Origin of the sequence: Pseudozobellia thermophila (assembly GCF_900141855.1) — a bacterium.
In the GTDB taxonomy this organism is placed as follows: Bacteria; Bacteroidota; Bacteroidia; order Flavobacteriales; family Flavobacteriaceae; genus Pseudozobellia; species Pseudozobellia thermophila.
In genome coordinates, this window is record NZ_FQYU01000012.1 from 58037 (window position 1) to 83200 (window position 25164).

17 protein-coding genes are annotated in these 25164 nt (G+C 49.3%); 5 read left to right on the forward strand and 12 right to left on the reverse strand.

Translation table 11 applies throughout. The features are described from left to right. Positions 1-189: 189 nt before the first annotated feature. The gene (gene recG / locus BUB37_RS19065) at positions 190-2295 is read right to left on the reverse strand and encodes an ATP-dependent DNA helicase RecG (RefSeq protein ID WP_072995431.1); all 2106 of its coding nucleotides are present in this window, start codon (positions 2293-2295) and stop codon (positions 190-192) included. A 78-nt stretch (positions 2296-2373) separates the two neighbouring features. Here recG and BUB37_RS19070 point away from each other — a divergent pair, with 78 nt between their 5' ends. Both BUB37_RS19070 and BUB37_RS19075 read left to right on the forward strand, forming a co-directional pair. Then, positions 2374-4437, forward strand: a complete 2064-nt coding sequence (locus BUB37_RS19070) for a M1 family metallopeptidase (protein WP_072995432.1) — start codon at positions 2374-2376, stop codon at positions 4435-4437. After that, on the forward strand, positions 4437-5357 hold the full coding sequence (locus BUB37_RS19075; RefSeq protein WP_072995433.1) for a patatin-like phospholipase family protein: 921 nt from the start codon (positions 4437-4439) through the stop codon (positions 5355-5357). Before BUB37_RS19070 ends, BUB37_RS19075 begins: the two co-directional genes overlap by 1 nt. A gap of 43 nt (positions 5358-5400) precedes the next feature. On the opposite strand, the gene BUB37_RS19080 is transcribed toward BUB37_RS19075, so the two are convergent. From BUB37_RS19080 to BUB37_RS19095, 3 genes are all read right to left on the reverse strand, one after another. Next, positions 5401-5919: a DUF7935 family protein gene (locus tag BUB37_RS19080; protein ID WP_072995434.1), complete on the reverse strand. Its 519-nt coding sequence runs from the start codon at positions 5917-5919 to the stop codon at positions 5401-5403. Between the two features lie 401 nt (positions 5920-6320). Next, a complete protein-coding gene (locus tag BUB37_RS19090; protein ID WP_072995436.1) occupies positions 6321-7088 on the reverse strand; it encodes an OmpA family protein in 768 nt (255 codons plus the stop codon). 120 nt (positions 7089-7208) lie between these two features. Next, the gene (locus tag BUB37_RS19095; RefSeq protein ID WP_072995437.1) at positions 7209-8483 is read right to left on the reverse strand and encodes an amidohydrolase; all 1275 of its coding nucleotides are present in this window, start codon (positions 8481-8483) and stop codon (positions 7209-7211) included. A gap of 153 nt (positions 8484-8636) precedes the next feature. Between BUB37_RS19095 and BUB37_RS19100 the strand changes: the two genes are divergently transcribed. Beyond that, positions 8637-10967 carry an ATP-dependent helicase gene (locus BUB37_RS19100; protein ID WP_072995438.1) on the forward strand — a complete coding sequence of 777 codons (2331 nt, stop codon included), beginning with the start codon at positions 8637-8639 and terminating at the stop codon, positions 10965-10967. Positions 10968-11073: 106 nt separating this feature from the next. Further along, the gene (locus BUB37_RS19105) at positions 11074-11697 is read left to right on the forward strand and encodes an L-threonylcarbamoyladenylate synthase (protein WP_072995439.1); all 624 of its coding nucleotides are present in this window, start codon (positions 11074-11076) and stop codon (positions 11695-11697) included. Positions 11698-11862: 165 nt separating this feature from the next. Here BUB37_RS19105 and BUB37_RS19110 read toward each other — a convergent pair whose 3' ends face one another. From BUB37_RS19110 to BUB37_RS19120, 3 genes are all read right to left on the reverse strand, one after another. After that, a complete protein-coding gene (locus tag BUB37_RS19110; protein ID WP_072995440.1) occupies positions 11863-12714 on the reverse strand; it encodes an OmpA/MotB family protein in 852 nt (283 codons plus the stop codon). Positions 12715-12820: 106 nt separating this feature from the next. Continuing rightward, on the reverse strand, positions 12821-13822 hold the full coding sequence (locus BUB37_RS19115; RefSeq protein WP_072995441.1) for a glycosyltransferase family 2 protein: 1002 nt from the start codon (positions 13820-13822) through the stop codon (positions 12821-12823). Between the two features lie 12 nt (positions 13823-13834). Then, positions 13835-14281 (reverse strand): type I restriction enzyme HsdR N-terminal domain-containing protein, encoded by a 447-nt coding sequence (locus BUB37_RS19120; RefSeq protein WP_072995442.1) that lies wholly within the window; start codon positions 14279-14281, stop codon positions 13835-13837. Between the two features lie 92 nt (positions 14282-14373). On the opposite strand from BUB37_RS19120, the gene holA reads away from it, so the two are divergent. Beyond that, positions 14374-15375: a DNA polymerase III subunit delta gene (gene holA / locus BUB37_RS19125; protein WP_072995443.1), complete on the forward strand. Its 1002-nt coding sequence runs from the start codon at positions 14374-14376 to the stop codon at positions 15373-15375. On the opposite strand, the gene BUB37_RS19130 is transcribed toward holA, so the two are convergent. From BUB37_RS19130 to uvrA, 5 genes are all read right to left on the reverse strand, one after another. Further along, a complete protein-coding gene (locus BUB37_RS19130) occupies positions 15376-15750 on the reverse strand; it encodes a DoxX family protein (protein WP_072995444.1) in 375 nt (124 codons plus the stop codon). It abuts the gene before it with no gap. A gap of 323 nt (positions 15751-16073) precedes the next feature. Further along, the gene (locus BUB37_RS19140) at positions 16074-18485 is read right to left on the reverse strand and encodes an alpha-ketoacid dehydrogenase subunit alpha/beta (RefSeq protein WP_072995446.1); all 2412 of its coding nucleotides are present in this window, start codon (positions 18483-18485) and stop codon (positions 16074-16076) included. A gap of 163 nt (positions 18486-18648) precedes the next feature. After that, positions 18649-21459: a metalloprotease gene (locus BUB37_RS19145; RefSeq protein WP_072995470.1), complete on the reverse strand. Its 2811-nt coding sequence runs from the start codon at positions 21457-21459 to the stop codon at positions 18649-18651. A gap of 51 nt (positions 21460-21510) precedes the next feature. Then, positions 21511-22197 carry an LOG family protein gene (locus tag BUB37_RS19150; RefSeq protein ID WP_072995447.1) on the reverse strand — a complete coding sequence of 229 codons (687 nt, stop codon included), beginning with the start codon at positions 22195-22197 and terminating at the stop codon, positions 21511-21513. Positions 22198-22284: 87 nt separating this feature from the next. Continuing rightward, on the reverse strand, positions 22285-25116 hold the full coding sequence (gene uvrA / locus BUB37_RS19155) for an excinuclease ABC subunit UvrA (protein ID WP_072995448.1): 2832 nt from the start codon (positions 25114-25116) through the stop codon (positions 22285-22287). Positions 25117-25164 lie beyond the last annotated feature (48 nt).

The following is a 25164-nucleotide window of genomic DNA, read 5'->3' on the forward strand; positions in this document are numbered from 1 at the left end:
AATCTTTCAATTCTAAGCTAACAAAGCTAGTGAAACACGAAGTTTTTAAGAAATTATTGCCTCTTAAAATTACGATGTTCAAACGGCCCGGATCCCTATTGCGAAATGGGTCGGTTCGCTCATTTTATTGGGGCCGAACATGGCGAAGGCGGGTTTCGGCCCTTATGATCACCTATATGGGAAGAAGGGTCAACTGATGTAGTTCCAGATGTTTTTGTGTTTGCCCAACTGGATGTAGGTATGGCGAATGGGTAGGTTCTCCCGTTTTTCGAGTCCGGGGTCTTCCTTCAACAAACGAAGGGCATGGTGCCTTGCGGCCTTTAGGATATCGTTGTCCTTTACGATGTCCGCTATCCTAAGGTTGAGCACGCCACTTTGTTGGGTGCCCATAAGGTCGCCCGGTCCACGCAGTTTAAGGTCTACCTCTGCAATCTCGAAGCCGTCGTTGGTCGCCACCATGGTCTGCAGTCGTGTCTTCGCTTCGGAAGACAGCTTATGGCCCGTCATCAAAATACAGAAACTTTGGTCGGCACCCCGGCCCACCCGGCCGCGGAGCTGGTGCAACTGGGAAAGGCCGAAGCGTTCGGCGCTTTCAATGATCATGACCGAGGCGTTCGGCACGTTGACGCCTACTTCGATGACCGTGGTGGCTACCATGATCTGGGTCTCGCCACGTACAAAACGGTCCATTTCATAATCCTTGTCGGCAGGTTTCATTTTGCCGTGTACGATCGAAATCTGGTAATCGGGCAGGGGGAAGTCCCTGGCAATACTTTCGTAACCGTCCATCAGGTCTTTGTAATCCAGGGCTTCGGACTCCTGTATCAAGGGGTAGACGATGTACACCTGGCGTCCTTTCTTTATCTCGTCCCTAATAAACTGAAAGACCTTTAAGCGGTTCGAGTCGTAGCGATGGACGGTCTTGATGGGCTTTCGTCCAGGGGGGAGCTCGTCGATCACCGAGATATCGAGGTCCCCGTAAAGGCTCATGGCCAAGGTACGCGGTATAGGGGTCGCCGTCATCACAAGGATATGTGGTGGAATGTCGTTCTTATGCCACAGCTTCGCCCGTTGGGCCACTCCGAAACGGTGCTGCTCGTCGATAATGGCGAGCCCGAGGTTGTTGAACCTTACCTTGTCTTCCAAGAGGGCATGGGTGCCGATCAAGATATGCAGTTCCCCGCTTTCCAAGGCGGTATGGATGCTGTTCCGCTCCGATTTTTTTACCGACCCGGTCAAAAGGGCGCAGTGTATGCCCATGGGAGACAGCAGTTCTTTGATCCCCATATAATGTTGGTTCGCCAATATTTCGGTCGGGGCCATCAAACAGGCCTGAAAACCGTTGTCCAATGCCAACAGCATGGTCATTACCGCCACAATGGTCTTGCCCGACCCTACATCGCCCTGGAGCAATCGGTTCATTTGGGCCTTGCTTCCCAGGTCGGCCCTGATTTCCTTGATTACACGTTTCTGGGCACCGGTAAGTTCAAAAGGAAGGTGTTCTTCATAAAATTCCTTGAAGTGTTCGCCCACCCGGTCGAAGTCGAAGCCCTTGATCTTCTGTTTGCGCAGCGCCTTTTTGGTGAGTAGCTGCAATTGGATGTAAAAAAGCTCTTCGAATTTTAAGCGAAAGCGAGCTTTGGCCAGCAATTCCTGGTTTTTCGGAAAGTGGATATTAAAAAGGGCCTCGGCCTTGGGCAGTAAATTCAGTTCGCGGAGCAGGTGATCGGAAAGGGTTTCGGTAAACCGGCCCTTGGTCTCGATGAACAATTGCTGCATCAATTTGTTGATTACCCGGTTGGTAATGCCCTTGTTCGAAAGTTTTTCCGTTGAGGGGTAAATGGGCTGCATGGCCACCTTAAGCCCTTTCTGGTGTTCGGTAAGCAGTTCCATATCGGGGTGGGCCATCGAAAATTTACCATTGAACCAGTTGCACTTGCCAAAAATGACATAGGGAATGTTCAGTTTCAGGTTTTCCCTGATCCATTTTTGCCCGCGGAACCAAACCAGTTCCATCTCTCCCGTATCATCTATAAAGGTGGCCACCAAACGCTTTCCCTTTTTCTGTTCCACGGTTTTGATGTTTATTATCTTTCCGATAACCTGCACATCGGCATTGCTGCGCTGCAATTGGGCGATCTTGTAATATTGGGTCTTGTCCAAATACCGGTTCGGGAAAAGATTGAGCAAATCTTGAAACGTATCGATGCCAAGCTCCGTTCGCAAGGTTTCCGCGCGGTTCGGTCCTACACCTTTTAGGTATACGATAGGGGTCTGCAACAAATTTGCCTTCATGCGACTAAATTAGCGGTTAGCTCCATTAGGCACAAACTAAAACCTTAAATTTGGACTTCCCTTTTTTTATATAGCTTCATGAGAACCGTTTTTGCAATCATTTTACTGGGCTTTTTTGGCGTATCGTACGGGCAACACCAAGACAAGGTCGACTTTCTTCATGCCGAGGTAACCGTAGAGCCCTTGCCCGATACCGGCGAAGTGAAAGGTTCGGTAACCTATACGTTTAAGGTGCTCAAAGATGTCGATTCCGTCTTTTTGGATGCCCATGACATGGTGTTCGAAAAGCTTCGTATCGGTAAACGGAGGGCTTCTTTCTCACAAACCCGGGATCGTATCGTTCTGTTTGACCGGTTTAAGGGAGGAAAAACCTACCGGCTATCGATGGATTATACCGCCAGGCCCAAGCAAACCCTTTACTTTTTGGGCTGGCAAGACGATGTGCCGGACAATGAACAGATATGGACCCAGGGCCAAGGCAAGTATACCAGCCATTGGTTACCGAGTTTCGATGCCATGGAAGAGAAAGTGGAGTTTGACCTGAACATTATTGCCCGCCGACCCTACGAAGTCGTTGCCAACGGTGCTTTCAGGTATAGGAAGGCCTTGTCGGAGAGCAGAAGCCTATGGTCGTTCGACATGAAGGATCCCATGAGCAGCTATCTGCTCGCCTTTGTCATCGGCAGGTACGACCGGCAAGAATTACGGTCAAGAAGCGGTGTCCCCATTATAAACTATTACTACCCCCACGATAGCCTAAAGGTAGAACCGACCTACCGCCATACGCAACGGATATTCGATTTTCTTGAGGAGGAGATCGGTGTAGCCTATCCTTGGCAGAATTACAAACAGGTACCGGTACGCGATTTTCTATATGCCGGTATGGAAAATACGGGGACCACCATTTTTTCCGATACCTATGTCATTGATTCCACGGCCTTTGTCGATAAGAATTATGTAAACGTAAACGCCCACGAGCTCGCCCATCAATGGTTTGGCGATTTGGTTACCGAAAAGGATGGCAAGCACCACTGGCTGCACGAAGGGTTTGCCACGTACTATGCCTATTTGGCCGAACGGCATTTGTTCGGCGACGACCATTTTTATTGGAAGCTGTTCGAAACGGCCCAGGAACTTAGGCAAATGTCGGAAGCGGGCAGGGGCCAAGCCTTGACCGATCCCAAGGCCAGTAGCCTTACCTTTTATGAAAAAGGGGCCTGGGCCTTGGCCATATTGAGGGACAGGGTGGGCGACGCGGCCTATAGAAAAGGGGTGGAGGCGTATTTGAACAAGTACCGGTTCAAAAATGTAACCGTTCAAAACTTTATACGGGAAATTGAGCGTTCCGCGCAGACCGACCTTTCGGGGTATACGGACAAATGGTTGTCTTCTACCAGTTTTCCGTGGGAGGAAGCCAAGGCCTTTCTCTTAAAAAACAGCCCTTCTGTGCGCTTGTTCTTTACAAAGGCCGGATCGGACCGATTTTTGCTCCCTTGGTTAAGGGAAGCTGGGCCCCCGGCCTATAAAAAAGCCTTGATCGGGGCCTTTGAAGATCAGATAGTACGGGAAGGCCAGGCCCTCGAGATGCTCGGAGACCCGAATTGGGAAATACGGCAGAGGGCCATTCAGTTGGTCGATAGCCTGCCCGAAGCCCATAGACCGCAGGCAGAGGCCCTGTTGGCCGATAAGAGTTACGTGACCCAGGAAACGGCTTTGTACAAACTGTGGTCCGCTTTTCCCGAACATCGGACGGCATACCTCGAACGTACGAAGGACATACAGGGGCTTCCCAACAAAAACGTACGCCTTTTATGGTTGACGTTGGCCATTTTTACCCAGGAGTACCAACCAGGGCGTACGCAAGCCTATTTCAACGAACTTACGGGCTATACCTCGCCCCTCCATTCCTGGGAAGTCCGTTTGACCGCCTTTCAGTACCTGGGCGAAATGGGCCTTGATGATACCGGTCTGCTCAACTTAATGGCCGCCACGGTGCATCACAGTTGGCAATTCAAAAAATACGCACGAAATTTAGTGGACCAATTGTGGTCGGACCCGGCGTATAAAAAGCGAATGGAGGGCCTTTTCAAGGAACTAAATCAAGAAGAACTGCGTTATATGAAAACCAAAACATACAACTGATGAGAGCATTGGTCATTTCGGGAGGTGGTAGCAAGGGGGCGTTCGCCGGTGGCGTCGCCCAATACCTGATGCAGGAGCTTCAATGTTCTTACGACCTTTTTATCGGAACATCTACCGGTAGCTTGTTGATCTCGCATTTGGCACTGCAAAAAATAGAGAAGATCAAAAAGACATATACCTCGGTCAACCAAGAAAGTATTTTTAGCAATTGCCCCTTTACCATTCAAAAGAAATACGGGGTGCACACCATTGGCATCAATCACTGGAACGTTTTGCGCAATTTCTATAGGGGGAGAAAGACCTTTGGGGAGAGCCATAACCTATTGAAGTTGATCCGGAACACCTTGACGCGTGAGGAATTCGAAACCCTTAAGAACGGGCCAAAGGAAATTGTGGTCACCGTATCGAACCTGTCGCTGAACCAGGTCGAATATAAATCGATCAACGATTATTCCTATGATGAGTTCTGCGAATGGGTGTGGATCTCTTGCAACTATACACCTTTTATGAGCTTGGTGCGCAAGAACGGCTGCGAGTACGCCGATGGCGGTTTGGGCAATATGGTACCCATTGAGGAAGCGGTACGACGCGGGGCCAAGGAGGTTGATGTTATCGTTTTACAGACCGAGGTGAACCACTTGAACCGCCTTCCTTCGAGAAATGCCTTCTCGCTCATGACCACAATGTTCGAGTTTATGCTCGACCGCATCGAAATGCAGAACATTAAAATCGGGAAGTTTGCGGCCAACAACAACGACGCCATCATCAATTTCTACTATACCCCGACGGTACTCACTACCAATTCACTGGTCTTCGATAAGGAGAAAATGTCGGCGTGGTGGGAGAGCGGTTATAATTTTGCCAAGTACAAGAACAACGAAATCAATCAGATAGACCCCGAAAAAGGCGAGGTGCTCTAAGAGCGGCCCCGCCTTTGGTCCATTTTTTCAGGCCTTGGTTGGTTTACCAAAGCTCGCTTATTTCCCTTTTTACAAAAGACAGTGCGGTCGCCGACGGCGATTCCTTGTCCATGGTTTCCGTCAAGATGTCCTCCCGCAGTTTGTCGGCCGATTCGGTCTCGCTCATCGCGGCTTTGCGGATCATTTGTACCGTGGCACTCTTGGCGGCCTTTATAACATTCCAACACTCGTCGCTCATATAGATCTGTTGCGAAAGGTTGTGGTCGAACTCGTTTTCAATGGTTCGGATCAAGAGCGACTCGTAATCGTTCTTATCCGTCGATTTTGGGGCGACCCTGACCACTAGGCTGGGTATGGCTATGCGCTCCAAGAACAAGGCCATGCGTTCATAGGCCTGTAACCGTACGGGGATGGTACTTTTTCGCGACTCCTTGTGCAATAAGAACCTTCTGCGCCCCTCTTCGTTACGGGTGTGCAACTTAAAAAAGTAAAAGGCCACGATCCCGGTGACCACGGCTGGTAATAGAAAACCGAAAAATTGTAAAATAGTTTCTCCTGACATTGTTTTTGGTGGTTTGTAACCGAGTACATATAGCTTTCCCGGTGTTGTGTTATGGAAAGAAAACGAAGTTTTTTTTAAAAAAGTATGGCCCGGGGCAAGATACTTCCCGAATGGTTTAAGGGCCCCGATATTGCCTTGGGGCGGGGCCTTGTTTCAACCCGTAGCTCGGTAGGCCAGGTCATCGGCGTACACAGCCGGCGCACGGTTCGGGCAAATCGACCCATCATCGATTTCGGTCGGGCAATCCTTATGAACCAAAAAAATGGGGCTTCACCATCAAACCGTTTGCGGGCAAACCAGGTCTTGATTCCCGGGGCCCAACGTTTTCGCAGAAGAAGGGGCCGAAAACGGCCAGCCTCAATCGGTAAGTCCCCCTGTACAAATAGGGCAGGGGGAGGGGACTATTTCTTCATTTCCTCCCTGACCATAAGGTAGAAGTCGGAAAATGAGGGGTGGATGCCTATCTGTACGCCTTCCTTCAGGTTGCCGTCTCTCCCTAGGCTAACGATGCGCTCCGCCTCGATCCCGAATTCCTTCAGCTTATTGGCAACGGCGAGGGCCTGTTGGGCGGGAATATTCAAATCGCCCGTCATGCTCAGTCCCTCTACGGTCACGCTCGTTTTCGGATTGGCCTTAAGGATGTTGGCCACTTTTTCTACCCAGGCTTCGGCGGTCGGGGTCAGTTTGTCGCCGGTATCGCTTCCAAAAAGGCTGCTTAGGTCCGAAGAAATGACCACGGTACCTTCGCTTACGCCTATTTTGGCATTCTCGCCCATGGTCTGCTTGGCATTGGTAAGTACCACAATGGTGGTAGAATCGTTGGTGGCAATGGCATCCTTAATGGCCTTTAACTGCTTTTCCTTCGCCTCGAGGCTGGCCATGGCACTGTTGACGATGCTCGAGTTTTTGTTCGAAACCTCGGCAAAACTGTTCAGGTTCTTCATAAGGGTGTTGTTGGCATCCTGAAGTTCGGTCACCTGGGTTTCGAAAGATTCGGCCTTGGCAACGGCAATTCGCTCACTTTTTTTGGCTTCGAACAATTCGGAACTAACGGAATCGAGCTGGGCCTTTAAGTCGTCGATTTCGGCGATCAAGTCGCTTTTACGCTGTGCCTGAACGGTCAATACGGTAAATACAAGTAAACAAAGGGCAAGTAATTTATCTTTCATTTATAGGGTGTTATTTATTTCTATGCTAGATAACGTATTATTGCCCGTAAAAATATATTATTCTTGGTTCTTGCGAAAATACTAGTAAGTTAAATATACGGGCTGGTGATTTTGAGGAATTTACTCGTCCAAATAGTCCAAGGCCATTTCCGTCAATGCCTTTACGCCCAATATCATTCCGCTTTCATCGATCATAAAATCGGGGGTGTGATGCGGAAAGGATTCGGTCGTGCCCGGGGCCATTCCCCCCAAAAAGAAAAAGAAACCTGGCACCTCGTTCTGAAAATAGGAAAAATCCTCGCCTCCGGTGACCGCCTTCTGTTGTTGGACCTTATCGGCCCCGGCCACTTTTTTTAGGGAGGGCAGCATTTGGGCGGTGAGGTCGGGGTCGTTATAGGTGATATCGGTCTGGTCCCTGATCTCTATACTTGCCTCGCCCCCATAGGCCCGGGCAATGGTGGGAACCATTTCTTTCATACGTCGCGTAATCTGTTCTTTCATATCGTAATCGAGGCTGCGCACGGTACCGATCATTTCGGCGCTTTCGGGAATGATGTTAAAACGTACCCCGCTGGTAATCTTGCCCACGGTAATAACGGCGGCCTCGTTGGTAAGCTCAACCTCACGGCTTATAATGGTCTGTAGGCCGTCGATGATCTTGGCGCTGATCAGTATGGGGTCGATGCCCGACCAAGGCTGTGAGCCGTGACTTTGCTTGCCTTTTACGTTAATGGTAAAGCTTTGTACCGCCGCCATGGTTCCCCCCGATTTATATCGGATGACACCGACCGGGGTTTCGGAATTGATATGGAGCCCGAATATGGCATCCACATCGGGGTTTTTCAGTACCCCTTCCTTGATCATAAGCAAGGCCCCGCCTTCTTCCCCTGGTGGGGGACCTTCCTCCGCAGGTTGAAAAACGAACTTAATGGTGCCTTTTATCTTATCGGTATGTTTGGAAAGTATTTCGGCCACTCCCATAAGGATGGCCACGTGGGTATCGTGGCCGCAGGCGTGCATTACGGGAACGCTTTCCCCCTTGAACTCCATTGTGGCGACCGATTTAAAGGGCAGGTCGTTGCGTTCGGGAACGGGCAGGGCGTCCATATCCGCACGTAGGGCGACCACCTTTCCCTTTTTCTTCCCCCTTAAAATACCCACCACGCCCGTGTGCGCCACCCCTGTTTGGACCTCCATACCAAGGGATTTCAAATGTTGGGCGACCTTTGCGGCCGTTTTGAACTCGCGGTTCGAGAGTTCGGGGTTTTGGTGTATTTGCCTACGCCATTCGATCACCTTGCCCTCAATGGCCCGGTATTCCCCTTCAAAACGAAGGTCTTGGGCCGAAAGGCCGAAGCTGACGAGCAGCAGGCCGGTAACATATATTCGGTTCATGGTTCCTGAAGTTTGTTAAATATAATCATAGGAGGCAAAACGACCTAGGCCAAGGGAATACTTTTGGCAACAAAAGATTATTTTTATATTACCGATACGAGATTTTAGCATAAGGTTAATTATGGTTAAATTCACGGCGCTAAAAAAGAAGGTTTGAAGAATTTTATCGATGAGCTGAACGACGCCCAAAAGGCACCGGTATTGCATAAGGACGGGCCCTTGATGGTAATTGCCGGGGCGGGATCCGGAAAAACGCGTGTACTTACCTACCGTATTGCCCATTTGATGGCACAAGGGGTAGACTCGTTCAATATCCTGGCCTTGACCTTTACCAATAAGGCCGCAAGGGAAATGAAGGCCCGTATCGCCGGTATAGTGGGAAATTCGGAGGCCAAAAACCTGTGGATGGGAACCTTTCATTCGGTCTTCGCAAAATTACTGCGTTTCGATGGCGACAAGTTGGGGTTTCCGAGCAATTTTACCATTTACGACACGCAGGATTCGCAACGCCTTATCGCCTCCATCATCAAGGAAATGGGGCTCGACAAGGATATTTACAAGTACAAACAGGTTCAAAACCGCATTTCATCCTACAAAAACAGTCTGATTACGGTAAAGGCCTATTTTCAAAACCCGGAACTCGTCGAGGCCGATGCCATGGCCAAGCGTCCGCGTATGGGCGAAATCTACCAAAACTATGTCGACCGGTGCTTCAAGGCCGGTGCCATGGACTTTGACGACCTCTTATTGCGTACCAATGAACTGCTCAACCGCTTTCCCGAGGTTTTGATGAAATACCAGGAACGGTTCAAATACATACTGGTCGACGAGTACCAGGATACCAACCACTCCCAGTACCTCATCGTAAAGGCCTTGGCCGACCGTTACCAGAATATTTGCGTGGTGGGCGACGACGCCCAGAGTATCTACTCGTTCAGGGGGGCCAACATCAGCAACATCCTCAATTTTCAACGCGATTACGATAATGTGGCGATGTACCGGCTGGAGCAGAACTACCGTTCTACCAAGAATATTGTAAACGCGGCCAACTCGATTATCGCCAAGAACAAGAACCAGCTTGAAAAAGTGGTTTGGACGGACAATGACGACGGACCGCCCATTAAAGTGCACCGTAGCCCTACCGATGCCGAAGAGGGACGCTATGTGGCCAGTACGATTTGGGAGACCCAGATGAACGAGCACCTGCCCAACGGGCACTTTGCCGTACTGTACCGGACGAACTCGCAATCGCGGGCCATCGAGGACGCCCTTCGAAAAAGGGATATTCCCTACCGTATTTATGGCGGACTTTCATTTTACCAGCGGAAGGAGATTAAGGACGTGTTGAGCTACCTTCGATTGGTGATCAACCCCAAGGACGAGGAGGCCCTTAAACGGGTAATCAATTTTCCGGCGCGGGGCATCGGAAATACGACCCTGGACCGGTTGACCGTAGCGGCCAACCACTACAACCGTTCCATATTCGAGGTCATGGAGAACTTGGGAAAAATAGACCTGAAGATAAATGCGGGCACACGAAGAAAATTGGAAGATTTTGTGGCCATGATCAAAAGCTTTCAAATTATGGCCCAAGGTTCCGATGCCTTTACCTTGGCCGAGCACGTGTCCAAAAAGACCGGGGTACTTTTGGAGTTCAAAAAAGACGGTACTCCCGAGGGCATTGCCCGAATGGAAAATATCGAGGAGCTTTTGAACGGGATCAAGGATTTTGTGGAGGGACAGAAGGAAGTGGCCGACGCCAAGGGCGATATCGGGGAATTTTTGGAAGATGTGGCCTTGGCCACCGACCTCGACAAGGATACGGGCGACGATGACCGGGTAGCCCTGATGACCATCCACTTGGCGAAGGGCCTCGAATTTCCCTACGTCTTCATCGTGGGAATGGAAGAAGACCTCTTTCCCTCGGCCATGAGCATGAATACTCGTAGCGAGCTGGAAGAGGAGCGAAGGCTCTTTTACGTGGCCCTTACCCGTGCCGAAAAACAGGCCTACCTGACCTATACCCAAAACCGTTACCGTTGGGGAAAGCTCATCGATGCCGAACCGAGCAGGTTCTTGGAGGAGATCGATGAGAAATATATCGAGAACCTCACCCCGATCGATAGGGGGTATCGGTACAGGCCCTTGGTCGATGCCGATATTTTTGGGGAGGTCGATAAAAGCCGCCTGCGACAGAAGAAACCGACGAACGGCACACCTCCGCCCACCAAGCGGCCCAACGAGACCCAGCTTCGCAAATTGCGGAAACTCAAGCCGCAACTGGCCACGCCAGTCGGCAATAGCAAAACCATCGACCCCAACCTGGTCGAAGGGTGCCTGGTCAACCATACGCGCTTCGGAAGGGGAAAAATCCTTAAAATCGAAGGGGTAGGCAACGATAAGAAGGCCGAGATACAGTTTGAAAAGGGCGACGTCAAAAAGCTTTTGCTGCGCTTTGCCAAGTTAGAGGTCATCCCGTCCTAGGTCGCCCCGCCCGTAACGGGCCGGGTATTTATGTGAAAAAGTCGGGGGCGACGCTTTGTAAAGGAAAAATCTTGTAATTTTATGGTTCTTTTATCACTTTACAATTATGGCCGAGCTAATAAGGATATACGAGGAAAATCCGAACCCGAAGGAAATCAACAGGGTCGTAGAGGTGCTTCGAAAAGGTGGGTTGGTCATCTATCCGACCGATACGGTGTACGGTTTGGGGTGCGATATTACGAACTCCCGGGCCTTGGAAAAAATAGCCCGGATCAAAGGGGTGAAATTGGCCAAGGCCAATTGGTCCTTTATATGCGCCGATTTAAGCAACCTGTCCGATTACGTACGTCAAATCGATACGGCCACTTTCAAGATCTTGAAACGAGCCCTGCCCGGGCCGTATACGTTTATTCTTCCGGGCAACAACAACCTCCCCAAGGATTTTAAGAAGAAAAAGACGGTGGGTATCCGAGTGCCCGACAACACCATTGCCCGTGCCCTTGTCGAAGGTTTGGGCAACCCCATTGTGTCGACCTCCATTCGAGACGAGGATGAAGTACTTGAATATACCACCGACCCCGAGCTTATTTTTGAGAAATGGCATAACCTTATCGATGTTGTCGTCGATGGGGGATATGGAGACAATGTGGCCTCTACGGTAATCGACCTTTCCAACGGACTTCCGGAGGTAATCAGGGAAGGCAAGGGAGACCTGGGCGTCATCAATTGAAGGTTCTCGGTCCGTGGCCCGCGGCCTAGGCCAAGGGCGCCTTCTTCGTTTGTGGAAGGCATTTCCTCTTGAAAACCCTATCCGTCCCATCCCTATCCGTTCGCCACAAGGCATAAAAAAACCGCTACGGGAAGTAGCGGCTTTATTAAGATTGTTAGGATGGACCTAGTTGTTGATGGCAGGATCGCTCATACCTTCCTCGATCATGCTGTAGAACTGATCGATTTTTGGAAGAACAACGATACGGGTCCTTCTGTTTTTCGATTTTTCGGTTTGGGAAACGGGAACGTACTCGGCCCTACCCGCTGCGGTCATACGCTTGGGATCGACACCGTAATCGTTCTGTAGGATACGAACAACGGCAGTGGCACGCTTGACACTCAAGTCCCAGTTGTCCAAAAGGACACCTTTTCTGTAGGGTACGTCGTCGGTGTGGCCTTCGACCATAAATTCGAAGTCAGGCTTGTTGTTCACTACCTGTGCTACCTTGCCGAGAACCTCCCTGGCCCTTCGGGTGACGTTGTAGCTTCCGCTGCTGAACAATAATTTGTCTGAGATGGAAACGAAAACAACACCTTTTTCAACGCTGATTTCGATGTCCTCGTCATCCAAATTGCCCAAAACGCCTTTCAAGCTCTGTACCAACGCCAAGTTTACGGAATCCCTTCTTGTAATGGCGTCTTGCAGTTTGCGGATGGTCAAATCCTTTTCCTTTAAACTTTCCAGTGATTTTTCCAGGTTTTCAGCACCTTTGGTAGTCAAGGTGGTCAAGTTGCCCATGTTGTTGATCAACTCTTGGTTGTTGGCCTTTAAGAAAGCATTTTGGTCTTGCAAGGTTTTGTTTCTCGAATCGGCCGTTGCCTTCTCTTCCAAACAATCGTTCAACTTAACCGTTGCTGAATTTAATAAATCCTGTGTTTCCTTGTGTTTAGCCTCTAAATCGGCATATTTTTTCTGAGATACACATGAACCTAAAAGTAAGGTTACTCCTAAACAGCCTAAAATTATTCTTTTCATAATGTGATGTGGGTTACTAAGTATTAATTGTTGTTATTTGATTTCGATTAAGGCACAATAAGCAACAAAATTATATAAACGCCAAATTTAGCATTTATTAAAATAGTTAATCTTTTACTAAATAGTTAAAATTCTTTATATGGCGCACAAAATATGATAAAACGATGGATTTTGTGTGGTAATATTTCGGAACAAAAGTGGTCTTTTCCCTTTTTTTATACATTTTCCGAAAGTTCCTGTAATAGCTAAAATGGGCACGTAAAATGGCGAAGCTATGCCTGAACTTTAGTTGAAGGGCAAAGTGGGCGGCGGCTACCGCGTCGAGCAAAAGACGTAAGAAGACGATACGGACCGCCTTTTTTCGGGGGAGGTTTTTGGTTATGGAGTAAAGCGAATTGCGAAAATTCAAAAAGGTCTTTTTGGGGTTCATATTGCTGAGGGTCGACCCGCCCAGGTGATAGACCTTGGAGCGGCCCTCGTAGAAAACCTTGTACCCCGCATTCTTGGCTCTCCAGCACAGGTCTATTTCCTCTTGGTGGGCAAAATAGTTTTCGTCGAAGGCACCTATTTCCCAAAAAACCTTGCTTTTGATGAACATACAGGCCCCGGTCGCCCAGAAGATCTCGCAGGTATCGTCATACTGGCCGATATCCTTTTCGAGGGACTGGAATATCCGGCCCCTGCAGAAGGGGTAGCCCAATTGGTCGAGAAAGCCCCCGCCGGCACCGGCGTACTCAAAGTGGTCCCGTCGCATCAAATCCAAGATCTTGGGCTGTACAATGGCCACATCCGGATTATGGGCATAAAGCGAGACAATGGGATCTAGCCATCCCTCGGTCACTTCAACGTCGGAGTTCAAAAGGCAATAGATATCGGCATCGATATGTTTCAATCCGTCGTTATATCCCTTGGTAAACCCCCCGTTTTCCGAATTTCGAATGACCTGTACCGTGGGATAGTTGGCCTTGACAAAGGCGACAGACCCATCGGTCGAGGCATTATCGACCAGATAGACCTCGGCTCCGGAAGAATATTCGACCACTGAGGGCAGGTACCTTTCCAAAAGTACCTCTCCATTCCAATTAAGTATGACAACGGCTATTCGCAAAACGAGGACAAATTAACGGCTAAAATCAGGAATATCCCTTAAAAACGTATATTTTTCCGATTCAAAATCCATTTGGCAATAAAAATGCGCCAACCCGTTGGTCACCATAAGATAGTCTGCCCTTAGGCGGCTGTTGTACCTTGCAATTTGATCAAATGTCCTTTGGTCGATGGTCACCTCGGGGGCCTTGCACTCGATCAATACGTTGATATCGCCGTTGGGGTGGAAGACCACGATATCGTACCGTTTGGTCAGTCCGTTAACGGTCAATTGCTTTTCGACGTTAATGAGGCTTTTGGGGTAATTCTTCTCTACGAGCAAATAATGTACGGCGTGCTGCCTTACCCATTCCTCGGGCTGCAATACCACAAATTTTTTGCGTATGACATCAAATATAAGGAGGTTATTTTCGCTATTTTTGAACCGAAAACTATACTCGGCAAAATTCAAGGGTCGCATGGACGGCTGTCAGGTTTTATTTTTTTGTAAAAATAGAACTTTAAAGATTGAAATGCCCCCATTTAATTTTGTTTAAAAATTTCCAGGTCCCAATGGATGAAGCAAGGCGGATAGTCAAAGACATAAAGAACGGAGCCCTTAAGCCCCTGTATTTTCTTTTTGGGGAAGAGCCCTATTACATAGATGCCATCTCCTCCTATATTGAGAAAAATGTGCTGTCGGAAGAGGAGAAAGGCTTTAACCAGATGGTCCTTTATGGCAAGGACGTCACTATCGATGATATTGTCGCCAATGCCAAGCGGTATCCCATGATGGCCGAAAGGCAGGTGGTGATCGTCAAGGAGGCGCAACACCTCACGCGTACCATCGACCAGTTGTTGGATTATGCCAACAGGCCCCAACCTACCACGGTCTTGGTCATCTGTTACAAATACAAAAAGCTCGACAAGCGAAAAAAGCTATACAAGGCGATCAAGGAGAACGGGGTGCTGTTCGAGAGCGAAAAGCTCTATGAGAACAAGGTACCCGATTGGATCCGAAAGAACCTACAGGGCAAGGGCTACGGTATTTCACATAAGGCCGCAGTTTTGCTGACCGAGTATCTGGGTACCGATTTAAGCCGCATCAACAAGGAGTTGGAAAAACTCCAGTTCGTGCTTCCGAAGAACTCCGAGATAACCCCGGCCGATATCGAGACCCATATCGGGATCAGTAAGGATTACAACAACTTCGAGCTGAAAAAGGCCATAGGGGAGCGCGATGTGCTCAAGGCCACGCGAATAATCAACTATTTCGCGCAAAACCCCAAAGACAATCCCTTGGTACTTACGGTATCGCTGCTCAATACCTTTTTCACCCAATTGTTGCAATACCACGGCCTTAAGGACCATTCGCCCAAAAACGTGGCCAGTGCCTTGCGGATCAATACCTTTTTTGTCAACGAGTTTCAAACCGCGGCGCGAAATTACCCCATGAAAAAGGTAAGCGCCATCGTATCGCATTTGCGTGAAATCGATCTCAAGGGAAAGGGAGTGGGAGCCAACAATGCCTCCCAGGCCGATCTTTTAAAGGAGTTGTTGGTCAAGATTATCTGATCAACTTCTATCGGCACTAAATTTACCGGGACCGACCAGGGCGATGACCACAAATACCAAAAGATACAACAAGGCCATCTCCTTTTTCTGAAAGGGATCGGAACCGTGGGCGATAAAAGCGGCCACGGCCATGGTGATTGCCGTGGGAATGGCGGCCAATCGGGTCTTAAAACCGAATATTATAAGGATGGGGCAAACAAATTCGCCCAACATGGCCAAAAATAAGGAGGGGGTCGATCCGATACCGAGTGGGTTGCCAAATTCGGCCCCGTTGATTAACATTTGCAATTTTCCATACCCATGGGTCATCATCATAGCGGAAGCGCCAATTCTTAAAATGGCTAGACCCAAATCTTTTAAAAATGATTTTTGCATGTTGTCGTTGTTTAAATCGGTATAAATGTATTCAATTTTTTTGATGAATTTACATGGGGCGGGAGCATCCTTTACTTGAAAATAACACAGACGGTATATTTTCGATTCCTGCCGCCAGGTGAATCCCCATGCCCCATACAAGCCCGTCGCCTTGGGCCCTTTTCCCTATCTGGTTGGGAATAAGTGGGATACAAGGACGTCGGCCGATTTGGCCATGGTGGCTGACAAGGTCGAAAATGTACCAGTGGGTAGCCTTTTTCGGTCAAGGCAACGGAAACCTAAAGACGGGCCAGACCGACCGGTTTTTTAATATGTTTAAAAAATCACCTCAACGAAGGGTAATTATCGGGGTCGCTCTCGTGGATCATCGAATAAACCTTTTCAAAAACATCCTCGGCGTTGGGCTTGGAAAAATAATCGCCATCGCTTCCGTAGGCGGGCCGGTGGGCCTGGGCGGTCAAGGTTTGCGGGGCGCTGTCCAAATACCTGTACCCTCCCTGTTTTTCAACGATTTCGTTTAAGATATAGGCCGAACATCCCCCGGGAACATCTTCGTCGACTACGAGCAATCTATTGGTCTTTTTGACGCTTTTGACCGTATCGTGGTTAATGTCGAAGGGGAGAAGGGTCTGGGCATCGATAACTTCGGCGTCGATCCCGACTTCCTTTAACTCCCGGGCCGCCTGTTCGACGATCCGAAGGGTAGAGCCATAGGAGACCAAGGTGATATCGGAACCGGTCTTGACCGTTTCGACCACACCGATCGGGGTGCAGAACTCCCCGAGGTTGTCCGGTCTTTTTTCCTTTAAGCGGTAACCGTTGAGGCTTTCGATGACCAGGGCCGGTTCGTCGCTTTTCATCAGGGTGTTGTAAAAGCCGGCGGCCTGGGTCATGTTTCTGGGCGATAGGATGTACATGCCCCTTAGGCAATGTATAAGGGTCCCCATGGGCGAACCCGAATGCCAGATCCCCTCGAGCCTATGGCCCCGGGTGCGAACGATCAAGGGTACCTTCTGCTTTCCAAAGGTTCGGTACCTAAGGCAGGCTACATCGTCGGTGAGGGTGGCCAAGGCGTAAAAGATATAATCCAGATATTGTATTTCGGCAATGGGGCGCAGACCGCGAAGGGCCATTCCCGTTCCCTGGCCGATAATGGTCGTTTCCCGGATGCCGGTATCGGCGATCCTCAATTTTCCATATTTGGCCTGAAGGCCTTCCAAGCCTTGGTTTACGTCGCCGATGGCCCCGGTATCCTCACCAAAGACCAGGGCATGGGGATAGTTTTCGAAAAGCTTGTCGAAATTGTCCCTTAAAATAATCCGGCCGTCGACCATTTCGGGCTTATCGCCGTATTCGGGCTTTATTTCGGTTATGTTGGTGGCCCGTTGTTCGCCTTCATTGTACAGTTTGGCGCTGTACTTGGGTTGTGTATCGGCCAAGAATTCCTTGGTCCATTTGAGAAGGGCCTTTTTTTCCGCGGAGTCTTCCCCGATCAAATAGCGCAGGGCCTTTCGGGCACCGATGGCCAGGTCTTTTTTCAGGGGTTCTTCCGTGGCAATGAGGTCGTTCTTGATTTTGTTGATGAAATTCTTGTTTTGGCTTTTGCCGGCTGCAGCGTCCAGAAGGCTTACCAGTTTCTTTTTGTAGGGTAGGTGCGTGGCCAAATATTCGGCCCACGCCTCCTTCTTGGCCTGTCTTACCTGTTTGGAGATGTCCTTTTCAAGGGCGTTCAGCTCCTCTTCCGTGGTAATGCCGGTTTCGAGGATCCATTCCCTAAAGCGTTTGTTGCAATCGTTTTCCCGTTCCCACTGCAGGCGTTCCTCGCTCTTATACCTTTCATGGGATCCTGAGGACGAATGTCCTTGCGGTTGGGTAAGTTCGGTAACGTGAACGATTACCGGTACGTGTTCTTGGCGTGCGATATCGGAGGCGTTCTCATAGGCATGCATCAGGGCGGTATAGTCCCAGCCCTTTACCTTGAGCATTTCGAATCCGGGCTTTTCCTCGGTGCGCCTGAAGCCCGATAACATTTCCGAAATATCCTCCTTGGTGGCATGGTATTCGGCAGGTACCGAAATGCCGTAATCGTCGTCCCAGATACTGATGACCATGGGTACCTGTAAGACTCCCGCGGCGTTTATCGTTTCGAGGAACATGCCTTCGCTCGTACTGGCATTGCCGATGGTGCCCCAGGCCACTTCCTGCCCGTTGTTCGAAAATTTCGAGGCATCGACATTTTTCAGGTGGCGGTACACTTTTGAGGCCTGGGCCAGACCCAGCAGCCTCGGCATCTGCCCGGCCGTGCACGAAATATCGGCACTGCTGTTCTTTTGTTGGGTCAGGTCTTTCCAACTTCCGTCCTCGTTTAAGCTATAGGTTACGTAGTGGCCGCTCATCTGCCTTCCGGCACTCATGGGTTCCTTTTCTATATCGGTGGTGGCGTAAAGCGAATGGAACAGGTCCTTGGGGGTCAACAGTCCCAAGGCCATCATAAAGGTTTGGTCGCGGTAGTAACCGCTTCGGAAGTCCCCGTTTTTGAACGCCCGGGCCATGGCCAGCTGTGGCAGTTCCTTTCCATCGCCGAATATGCCGAACTTTCCCTTGCCTGTCAATACTTCCTTTCGTCCCATCAAACTGCATGCACGGCTAAGGACCGCTATTTTGTAATCACTTAAGATTTGAGTCTTAAAATCATCGAAGGAAATATCGTTACTGGTTTTCGGTGAGATATCCATTGGCGCTTTTTGATTTTCAACAAAAATAACAAATCAATCGCATTTTTACAATTTCAAGAATAGGGATAAATTTTAACGAAAATTAAATCAAACCTATTTTGGGGTGAAAAAAAAGCAATAAAATTTACAAAACATCGGTTTTGTTGAGGATTTTTTAAACTTATCAAAACCATTTTCTGGTAAAAAGCCCGATGAGGGTCCGTGGGCTAACGGTTACGATAAAACGGATTTTTTCACCGTAATTGGGCTGTGAAATTTCCCACCCGTTGTTGGAGTGGAAGGGAAAATAGAGCTCAAAATAATCGGTAAGCAAGTTGAGCCTAACCCCGGAGTCATAGACAAGTTTACCGCTGACCCCTTTGTTCTTTACATAGCCCAAATCGCCGTATACCTCGATCCAACGCCATAGGTTGACACTGGTGTTCACCGTTGCCATCCAGTCGTTGGCATAGCGGTAGCGTTGGGGCAAAAAGGATTTGAACCCACCCTCGGCGATAATGATCTGTTGGCTGTAGATACCTGAGTTTTCGGATCGGCCCAGGTAGCCGTAGTCGAACAGGTAGTCGGTGGGGCGGTCAAGGGCAAAGCTAAAGTAATCGGGGTCGGCGTAATCGGTCGTCTTGTTTCTCAAGAACTTGCCCGCAAAAAAGCGAAAGTTGAACTGTCTGTTGTTCTCGAACAGTTTTCGGTATTCGAGTTCGAGGGCCAGTTTGCTAAAATCGTCGGCATGTTGGGCATCGACGAACCAAGATAGGTAGTTGATAATGCCCGGGTCGTGGTTGGTATACCTGACATTGAGCACCCCGTAATCGGGTGGGGTCTGAAAATCGGCGAGATTCTCGTCCTTGTCCCTTAAGACATTGACATACCTAAGGCTCAAAAATTCCCTCTTGTTCGATATCAGGTTATCGGGGCGCCAACCGAAGGTGAGGGATGGCGTTATCTTCGAGTACCTCGAATTTTTTTGAAAGTGATAGGTCGACCCGCTCAGGCCGTAGTTTGCCACATAGAGTCCGCTTTTGCTCAGGTATTTGCGGTAATTCAACCGTCCTGAACCTACGAGGGATTTTTCCCTGAAGGAGTAGGACGGGGCAAAATCATAGACAAAGGGCCGCTCCAAGAGGGTTTTGTTGTACAGGCGCATGCCCGGGGTCCATCCGTCGTAGATGTTAAAATTGAGCACAGGAACATAAAAGACCTGATTGTAGTACGGGTTTTCCGAATCGCGAAAGAAGGTGAACTTCAGCTTTTTGTTTCCCGATAAAAAACCGCCCAGTGATTTCCAATTGTCCCTTTGGTTGAACTCGGGGATCTTCTGGTCGTAGTTCAATACCAGCCTTTTTTCCCCGTTCCTGGGGATGACCACCTTTTTTTCGGTCTCTATGTCGGAAAACCAGTATTTCGATACCACCGAATCGTTCCTGAGCCCGAACAGGGAAATGGGCACATTGGTACCTTTTTTGTTCTTCAGGGTAACGTAGAGCGAGTCTTCGGTCTTCTCTACCTTCTTGATCTTAAAATCTATTTTCCGGTCGGTCGAGACGTAGTCCTTAAAAAACCAATCGATGTCGACGTCGGTCATCCGCTTGAGAATGGATTCAAAATCCAAGGTCTTTACCTGGCTCAGTTTGTAGTGTTTGTAGAAGGTCTTGATGCCTTTGTCTACCTTGTCCTTACCGACGTAGCTCGCCAAATAGGCCAGTCCGAGGCCCGCTTTGTATTTGTTGGCTATCTTTTGGTTGAACTTGATCAATGAGTCGTTGGAGGTAAGCAGGGGTTGGTCGAGATTTTGCCGTGCCGTGAGCATGTACAAAAAGGGGTACTGCTCGTTAAAATCCATCTTGGCCAGGTTAAAGCTGCGCAAGCCCCATATTTTCGATAGTTTTCCGAGCAGCTTTTGGTCGGGATAGTATTCTTCGACGTAGCCGATCATCAAATAGTTCGCAATCGCATCGCTTAGCCATTGTTCCTTGCGGGGATCGAGAAACAAGGTTTCCTCGAGAATGTTGATCAAGGCGGTTTTTAGGAACTTCATTTCGTACTGAAACTGTTCTTCGTAGGGCCGTATAAAGGAGGGCAGCTGATTGATTCCGTATAGGGGGTTCTTGTTGTAGTCGATTTCGCTGACCAAGAGATGGGAATGTGGAAACTCCCCCAAATTGTCGGTTATAAAGCGGGTGATCCGGTTTATCGATAGGCCTTTCTCTATTTCGCCGTATTTCGAAGTCTCTATATCGGTAATGACCGTCATGTCGGGTGTTACATGCGTAACGAACCGCTTTTGGGGGGTAAGGATGATTTCACAACTTTTTTGCCGATTGGCCGCGAGTTGGGCCAGTTGACCGTTTGAAAACTGGCTGTTGCCCAAAACCTCGAAATTGGAAACCAGGTACAGGCCCTTGGGAAACGTAAAGTTCACCGTGGTGGCGGTGACGGCGGTATAGAGGTCTTCGAGGTTTTTGTTGGAGTACAGGTGCCAGGCCCCGTCGAAGAAGGCCGGTGTGAGGTACCAGTCTTTTAGGTAGTAATCGTTCTTCTTGTTGTAGCCATAGGGCGTGAACTTGTTCTCGGGCAACTTTACGGTGTAGGTCAGGAAAAGTTGGGCCGATTCCCCGGGTAGGATGGGGGCGTTCAGCTCGATCCTGATAATGTCGTCTCCCGTGGTCCGTTTCCAACGGAGACCCCTGTAGTTGTCGTCCACCGCACTTAAGATGGTCGTATAGCCCCGCTCGCTGTCCTTGGCCAGGTGCAGGCTCCGCTTGAATTCTTCGGCAAAGCGTTTGGCCAGGCCCGTATTCTTGTTCGAATAGGCGTGGGCCCAGTCGTTGAAATAAAGTACGGTCAAGATCTTATCCGAGTTGTTCTCGTAGATAAACTCCTGTTGTACACTTATCTCCTTGGTTTCGGCATCGAGCGAAGCGGTGATCGTATTGGTGTGCTGGGCAAACGACATGCCCGAGGCCAAAAGAAACATGACCTGGCCGTACAAGCGCGCTATGGGAAACTTTCTTTTCAAGGACGCTCGTTAAAAATTGGGGCTCAAGGTATGCCCTTTGTAAAATCCGTCAATTATTTCCACTACCTCGTCCTCGGTATCGACCACTTTGATCAGGTCGAGGTCGTGTGGACTGATATTTTTGTTGGCCAACATGGTGTTTTTTATCCAGTCGATGAGTCCGTTCCAAAATTGGGAACCGACCAATATAATCGGAAATTTTTCGATTTTGTTGGTTTGGATCAGGGTAATGGCCTCAAAGAGTTCGTCCAGTGTTCCGAAGCCGCCCGGCATGACCACAAAACCTTGCGAATATTTGACGAACATAACCTTTCGTACAAAGAAATAATCGAAGTCGAGGCTTTTGTCCGAATCGATATAGGGATTATCGTGTTGTTCAAAGGGCAGGTCGATGTTGAGCCCTACCGAAGTGCCGCCGGCCAAATTGGCACCTTTGTTTCCCGCTTCCATAATGCCCGGACCCCCGCCCGTGATCACCCCATAGCCGGCCTCGGCGATTTTTTTGGCAATACTGACGGCCAGTTCGTAATAGGTGTCGCCTTCCCGGGTACGGGCCGATCCGAAAATCGATACGCACGGGCCAATGGTTCCCATTTTTTCAAAACCATTGACAAATTCGCCCATAATCTTAAAAATAGCCCATGAATCGTTGGTCTTGATCTCGTTCCAACCTTTGTGATGTTGTTCTTTACGCATATTTGTTTTTTTTATTCATCAGCGAAGCCGAAAATAAACTTTATTTTACATTTATCGAGATGGATCGACTGTCTTTGAAAAGGCCGTTCAGTTCAACTCCTTTTTCAAGAATTTTGCAGTATAACTCTTTTTGTCCTTGGCCACTTCCTCCGGGGTTCCCTTTGCAACTACCATGCCACCTCCGCGCCCCCCTTCGTAACCGATATCGATAATATGGTCGACCATTTTGATGACGTCCATATTGTGTTCGATGACCAGTATCGTATTTCCTTTGTCCACCAAACGGTTCAAAACGTCCATCAGCACCCGTATGTCCTCAAAATGGAGTCCCGTCGTCGGTTCGTCCAAGATATAGAACGTATTGCCCGTATCGCGTTTTGATAGTTCAGTGGCCAGTTTTATTCGTTGAGCTTCCCCACCGGACAGGGTGGTCGATTGCTGGCCCAGGGAAATATAGCCCAGGCCTACATCCTGAATGGTTTTTAATTTACGGTATATTTTTGGAATAGCTTCAAAAAACTCGACGGCTTCGTTTATGGTCATTTCCAAAACGTCGGCGATCGATTTGCCCTTGTACCGTATTTCCAAGGTTTCCCTGTTGAACCTTTTGCCGTTGCAGGTTTCGCAATCGACATAGACGTCGGGCAAAAAGTTCATTTCGATGACCCTTAAGCCACCGCCCTGACAGGTTTCGCAACGCCCTCCCTTTACGTTGAAACTGAAACGGCCGGGCTTATAGCCCCTAATGGCCGCCTCTGGGGTCTTGGCGAAAAGCGAGCGTATTTCACTGAAGACCCCCGTATAGGTGGCGGGGTTCGACCGAGGTGTGCGTCCGATGGGCGATTGGTTGATGTCGATTACCTTGTCGATGTGTTCCAGTCCCTTGATATCCTTATAGGGCATGGGCTTTTTGACACCGTTAAAGTAATGGGCGTTCATAATGGGGTAGAGGGTCTCGTTGATCAAGGTGGATTTTCCACTGCCCGAAACCCCGGTAACACCGATCATTTTTCCCAAGGGCAGTTCTATGGTGACGTTCTTTAGGTTGTTTCCCGTACAGCCCGATAAGACAATCTTCTTTCCGTTTCCCTTTCTGCGTTCCTTGGGAACGGGTATTTCCTTTTTTCCGGTAATGTAGCCCGCCGTCAAGGTATCGTGTTTTTTGAGGTCTTCGGGACTCCCCTCGGAAATGATCTCGCCCCCGTGTTTTCCGGCCTTGGGCCCGATATCGATCACGTGGTCGGCGCGTTCGATCATATCGCGGTCGTGCTCTACCACGATCACCGAGTTACCGATATCGCGAAGCGCCTCGAGCGATTGGATCAAGCGGCTGTTGTCCCGTTGGTGAAGGCCAATGCTGGGTTCGTCGAGAATATACAGTACCCCGACCAATTGCGAGCCGATCTGTGTCGCCAGGCGGATGCGCTGTGCCTCGCCCCCCGAGAGCGATTTCGAGCTTCGGTTCAGGGATAGGTAATCGAGGCCGACGTCCAACAAAAAACGGATACGGCTGCGTATTTCCTTGATGATCTCTTCGGCAATCTTAAGCTGGTTGCCCTCGAGTTTCTTTTCGAGGCCGTCAAAAAAGGCGGCGAGTTCGGCAATGTCGAGCTGGGCCAGTTCCGCAATGTTCCTATGGTCGATTTTAAAGTTCAATGATTCCTTGCGCAGGCGCGAACCCTCACATTGGGGGCAGGTAATCTTGTCCATAAAATCCTTGGCCCACCTTTTCAGTGAAGTGGTGCCCGCCTCTTCGTACTGGCTTTTTATAAAGTTCGAAATGCCTTCGTAATCGATTTTGTACGTGCGTTTTACGCCCAAGGTCTTAGAATCTACTTCAAAGCTTTCGTTGCCCCCGTAAAGAAGTACCTTTAGGGCTTCTGCCGGAATCTTTTCAATGGGATCGGTAAGTTCGAAACCGTAGCGCTGCCCTATGGTCTCGATTTGTTTAAAGGCCCACGAATTTTTATAGTCGCCCAATGGGGCGATGCCTCCCGATTTGATGGACAGCTTATTATTGGGAAAGATCTTTTTCTCGTTGACCTCGAAAACATGGCCCAGCCCGTTGCAGTGGGGGCACATGCCCTTGGGCGAGTTGAAGGAAAAGGTATTGGGTTCCGGTACGGGATACGATATTCCGGTGGTCGGGCACATGAGGTCGCGACTGAAATAGCGCGCCTCGCTTTGGCCTTCTTCGAGTACCATAAGTACATTGTCGCCACTGTACATGGCCGTATTTATGGTCTCGGCCAAGCGCTTGTCCAGCTCCTCGGAGTCGCCTACCTTTAAGCGATCGATAACGATCTCGATATCGTGGGTCTTGTAGCGGTCGACCTTCATGCCCTTGACAATGTCCCTTATTTCCCCGTCGACCCTTACCTTTACGAAGCCCTGCTTGGCTATTTGCTCGAAAAGCTCGCGGTAATGGCCCTTTCTCGATTTTATGGCCGGGGCCAAAATATTGATTTTCTTGCCCTTGTAATCTTCCCTGATGAGTTCCTTGATCTGTTCATCGCTATAGCTCACCATTTTTTCGCCGGTATTATAGCTATAGGCATCGCCCGCCCGGGCAAAAAGCAACCTGAGAAAGTCGTAGATCTCGGTGATGGTGCCGACGGTGGACCTGGGGGATTTTGACGTCGTCTTTTGCTCGATGGCTATTACGGGCGAAAGACCGTCTATCTTGTCTACATCGGGCCGTTCGAGTCCGCCCAAAAATTGCCGGGCATAGGCCGAAAAGGTCTCAATGTACCGCCGTTGTCCTTCGGCATAGATGGTATCAAAGGCCAAGGATGATTTTCCACTTCCGGAAAGTCCCGTGATCACGACCAACTTTTCGCGGGGGATGGTCACATCGATGTTTTTTAGGTTGTGGACGCGGGCGCCCTGTACCTCAATATTTTCCTCGTAGTCTATCATTTTCAATGGCAAAGTTGCAAAGGTACGTTTTTGATGACTAAAGGAGAA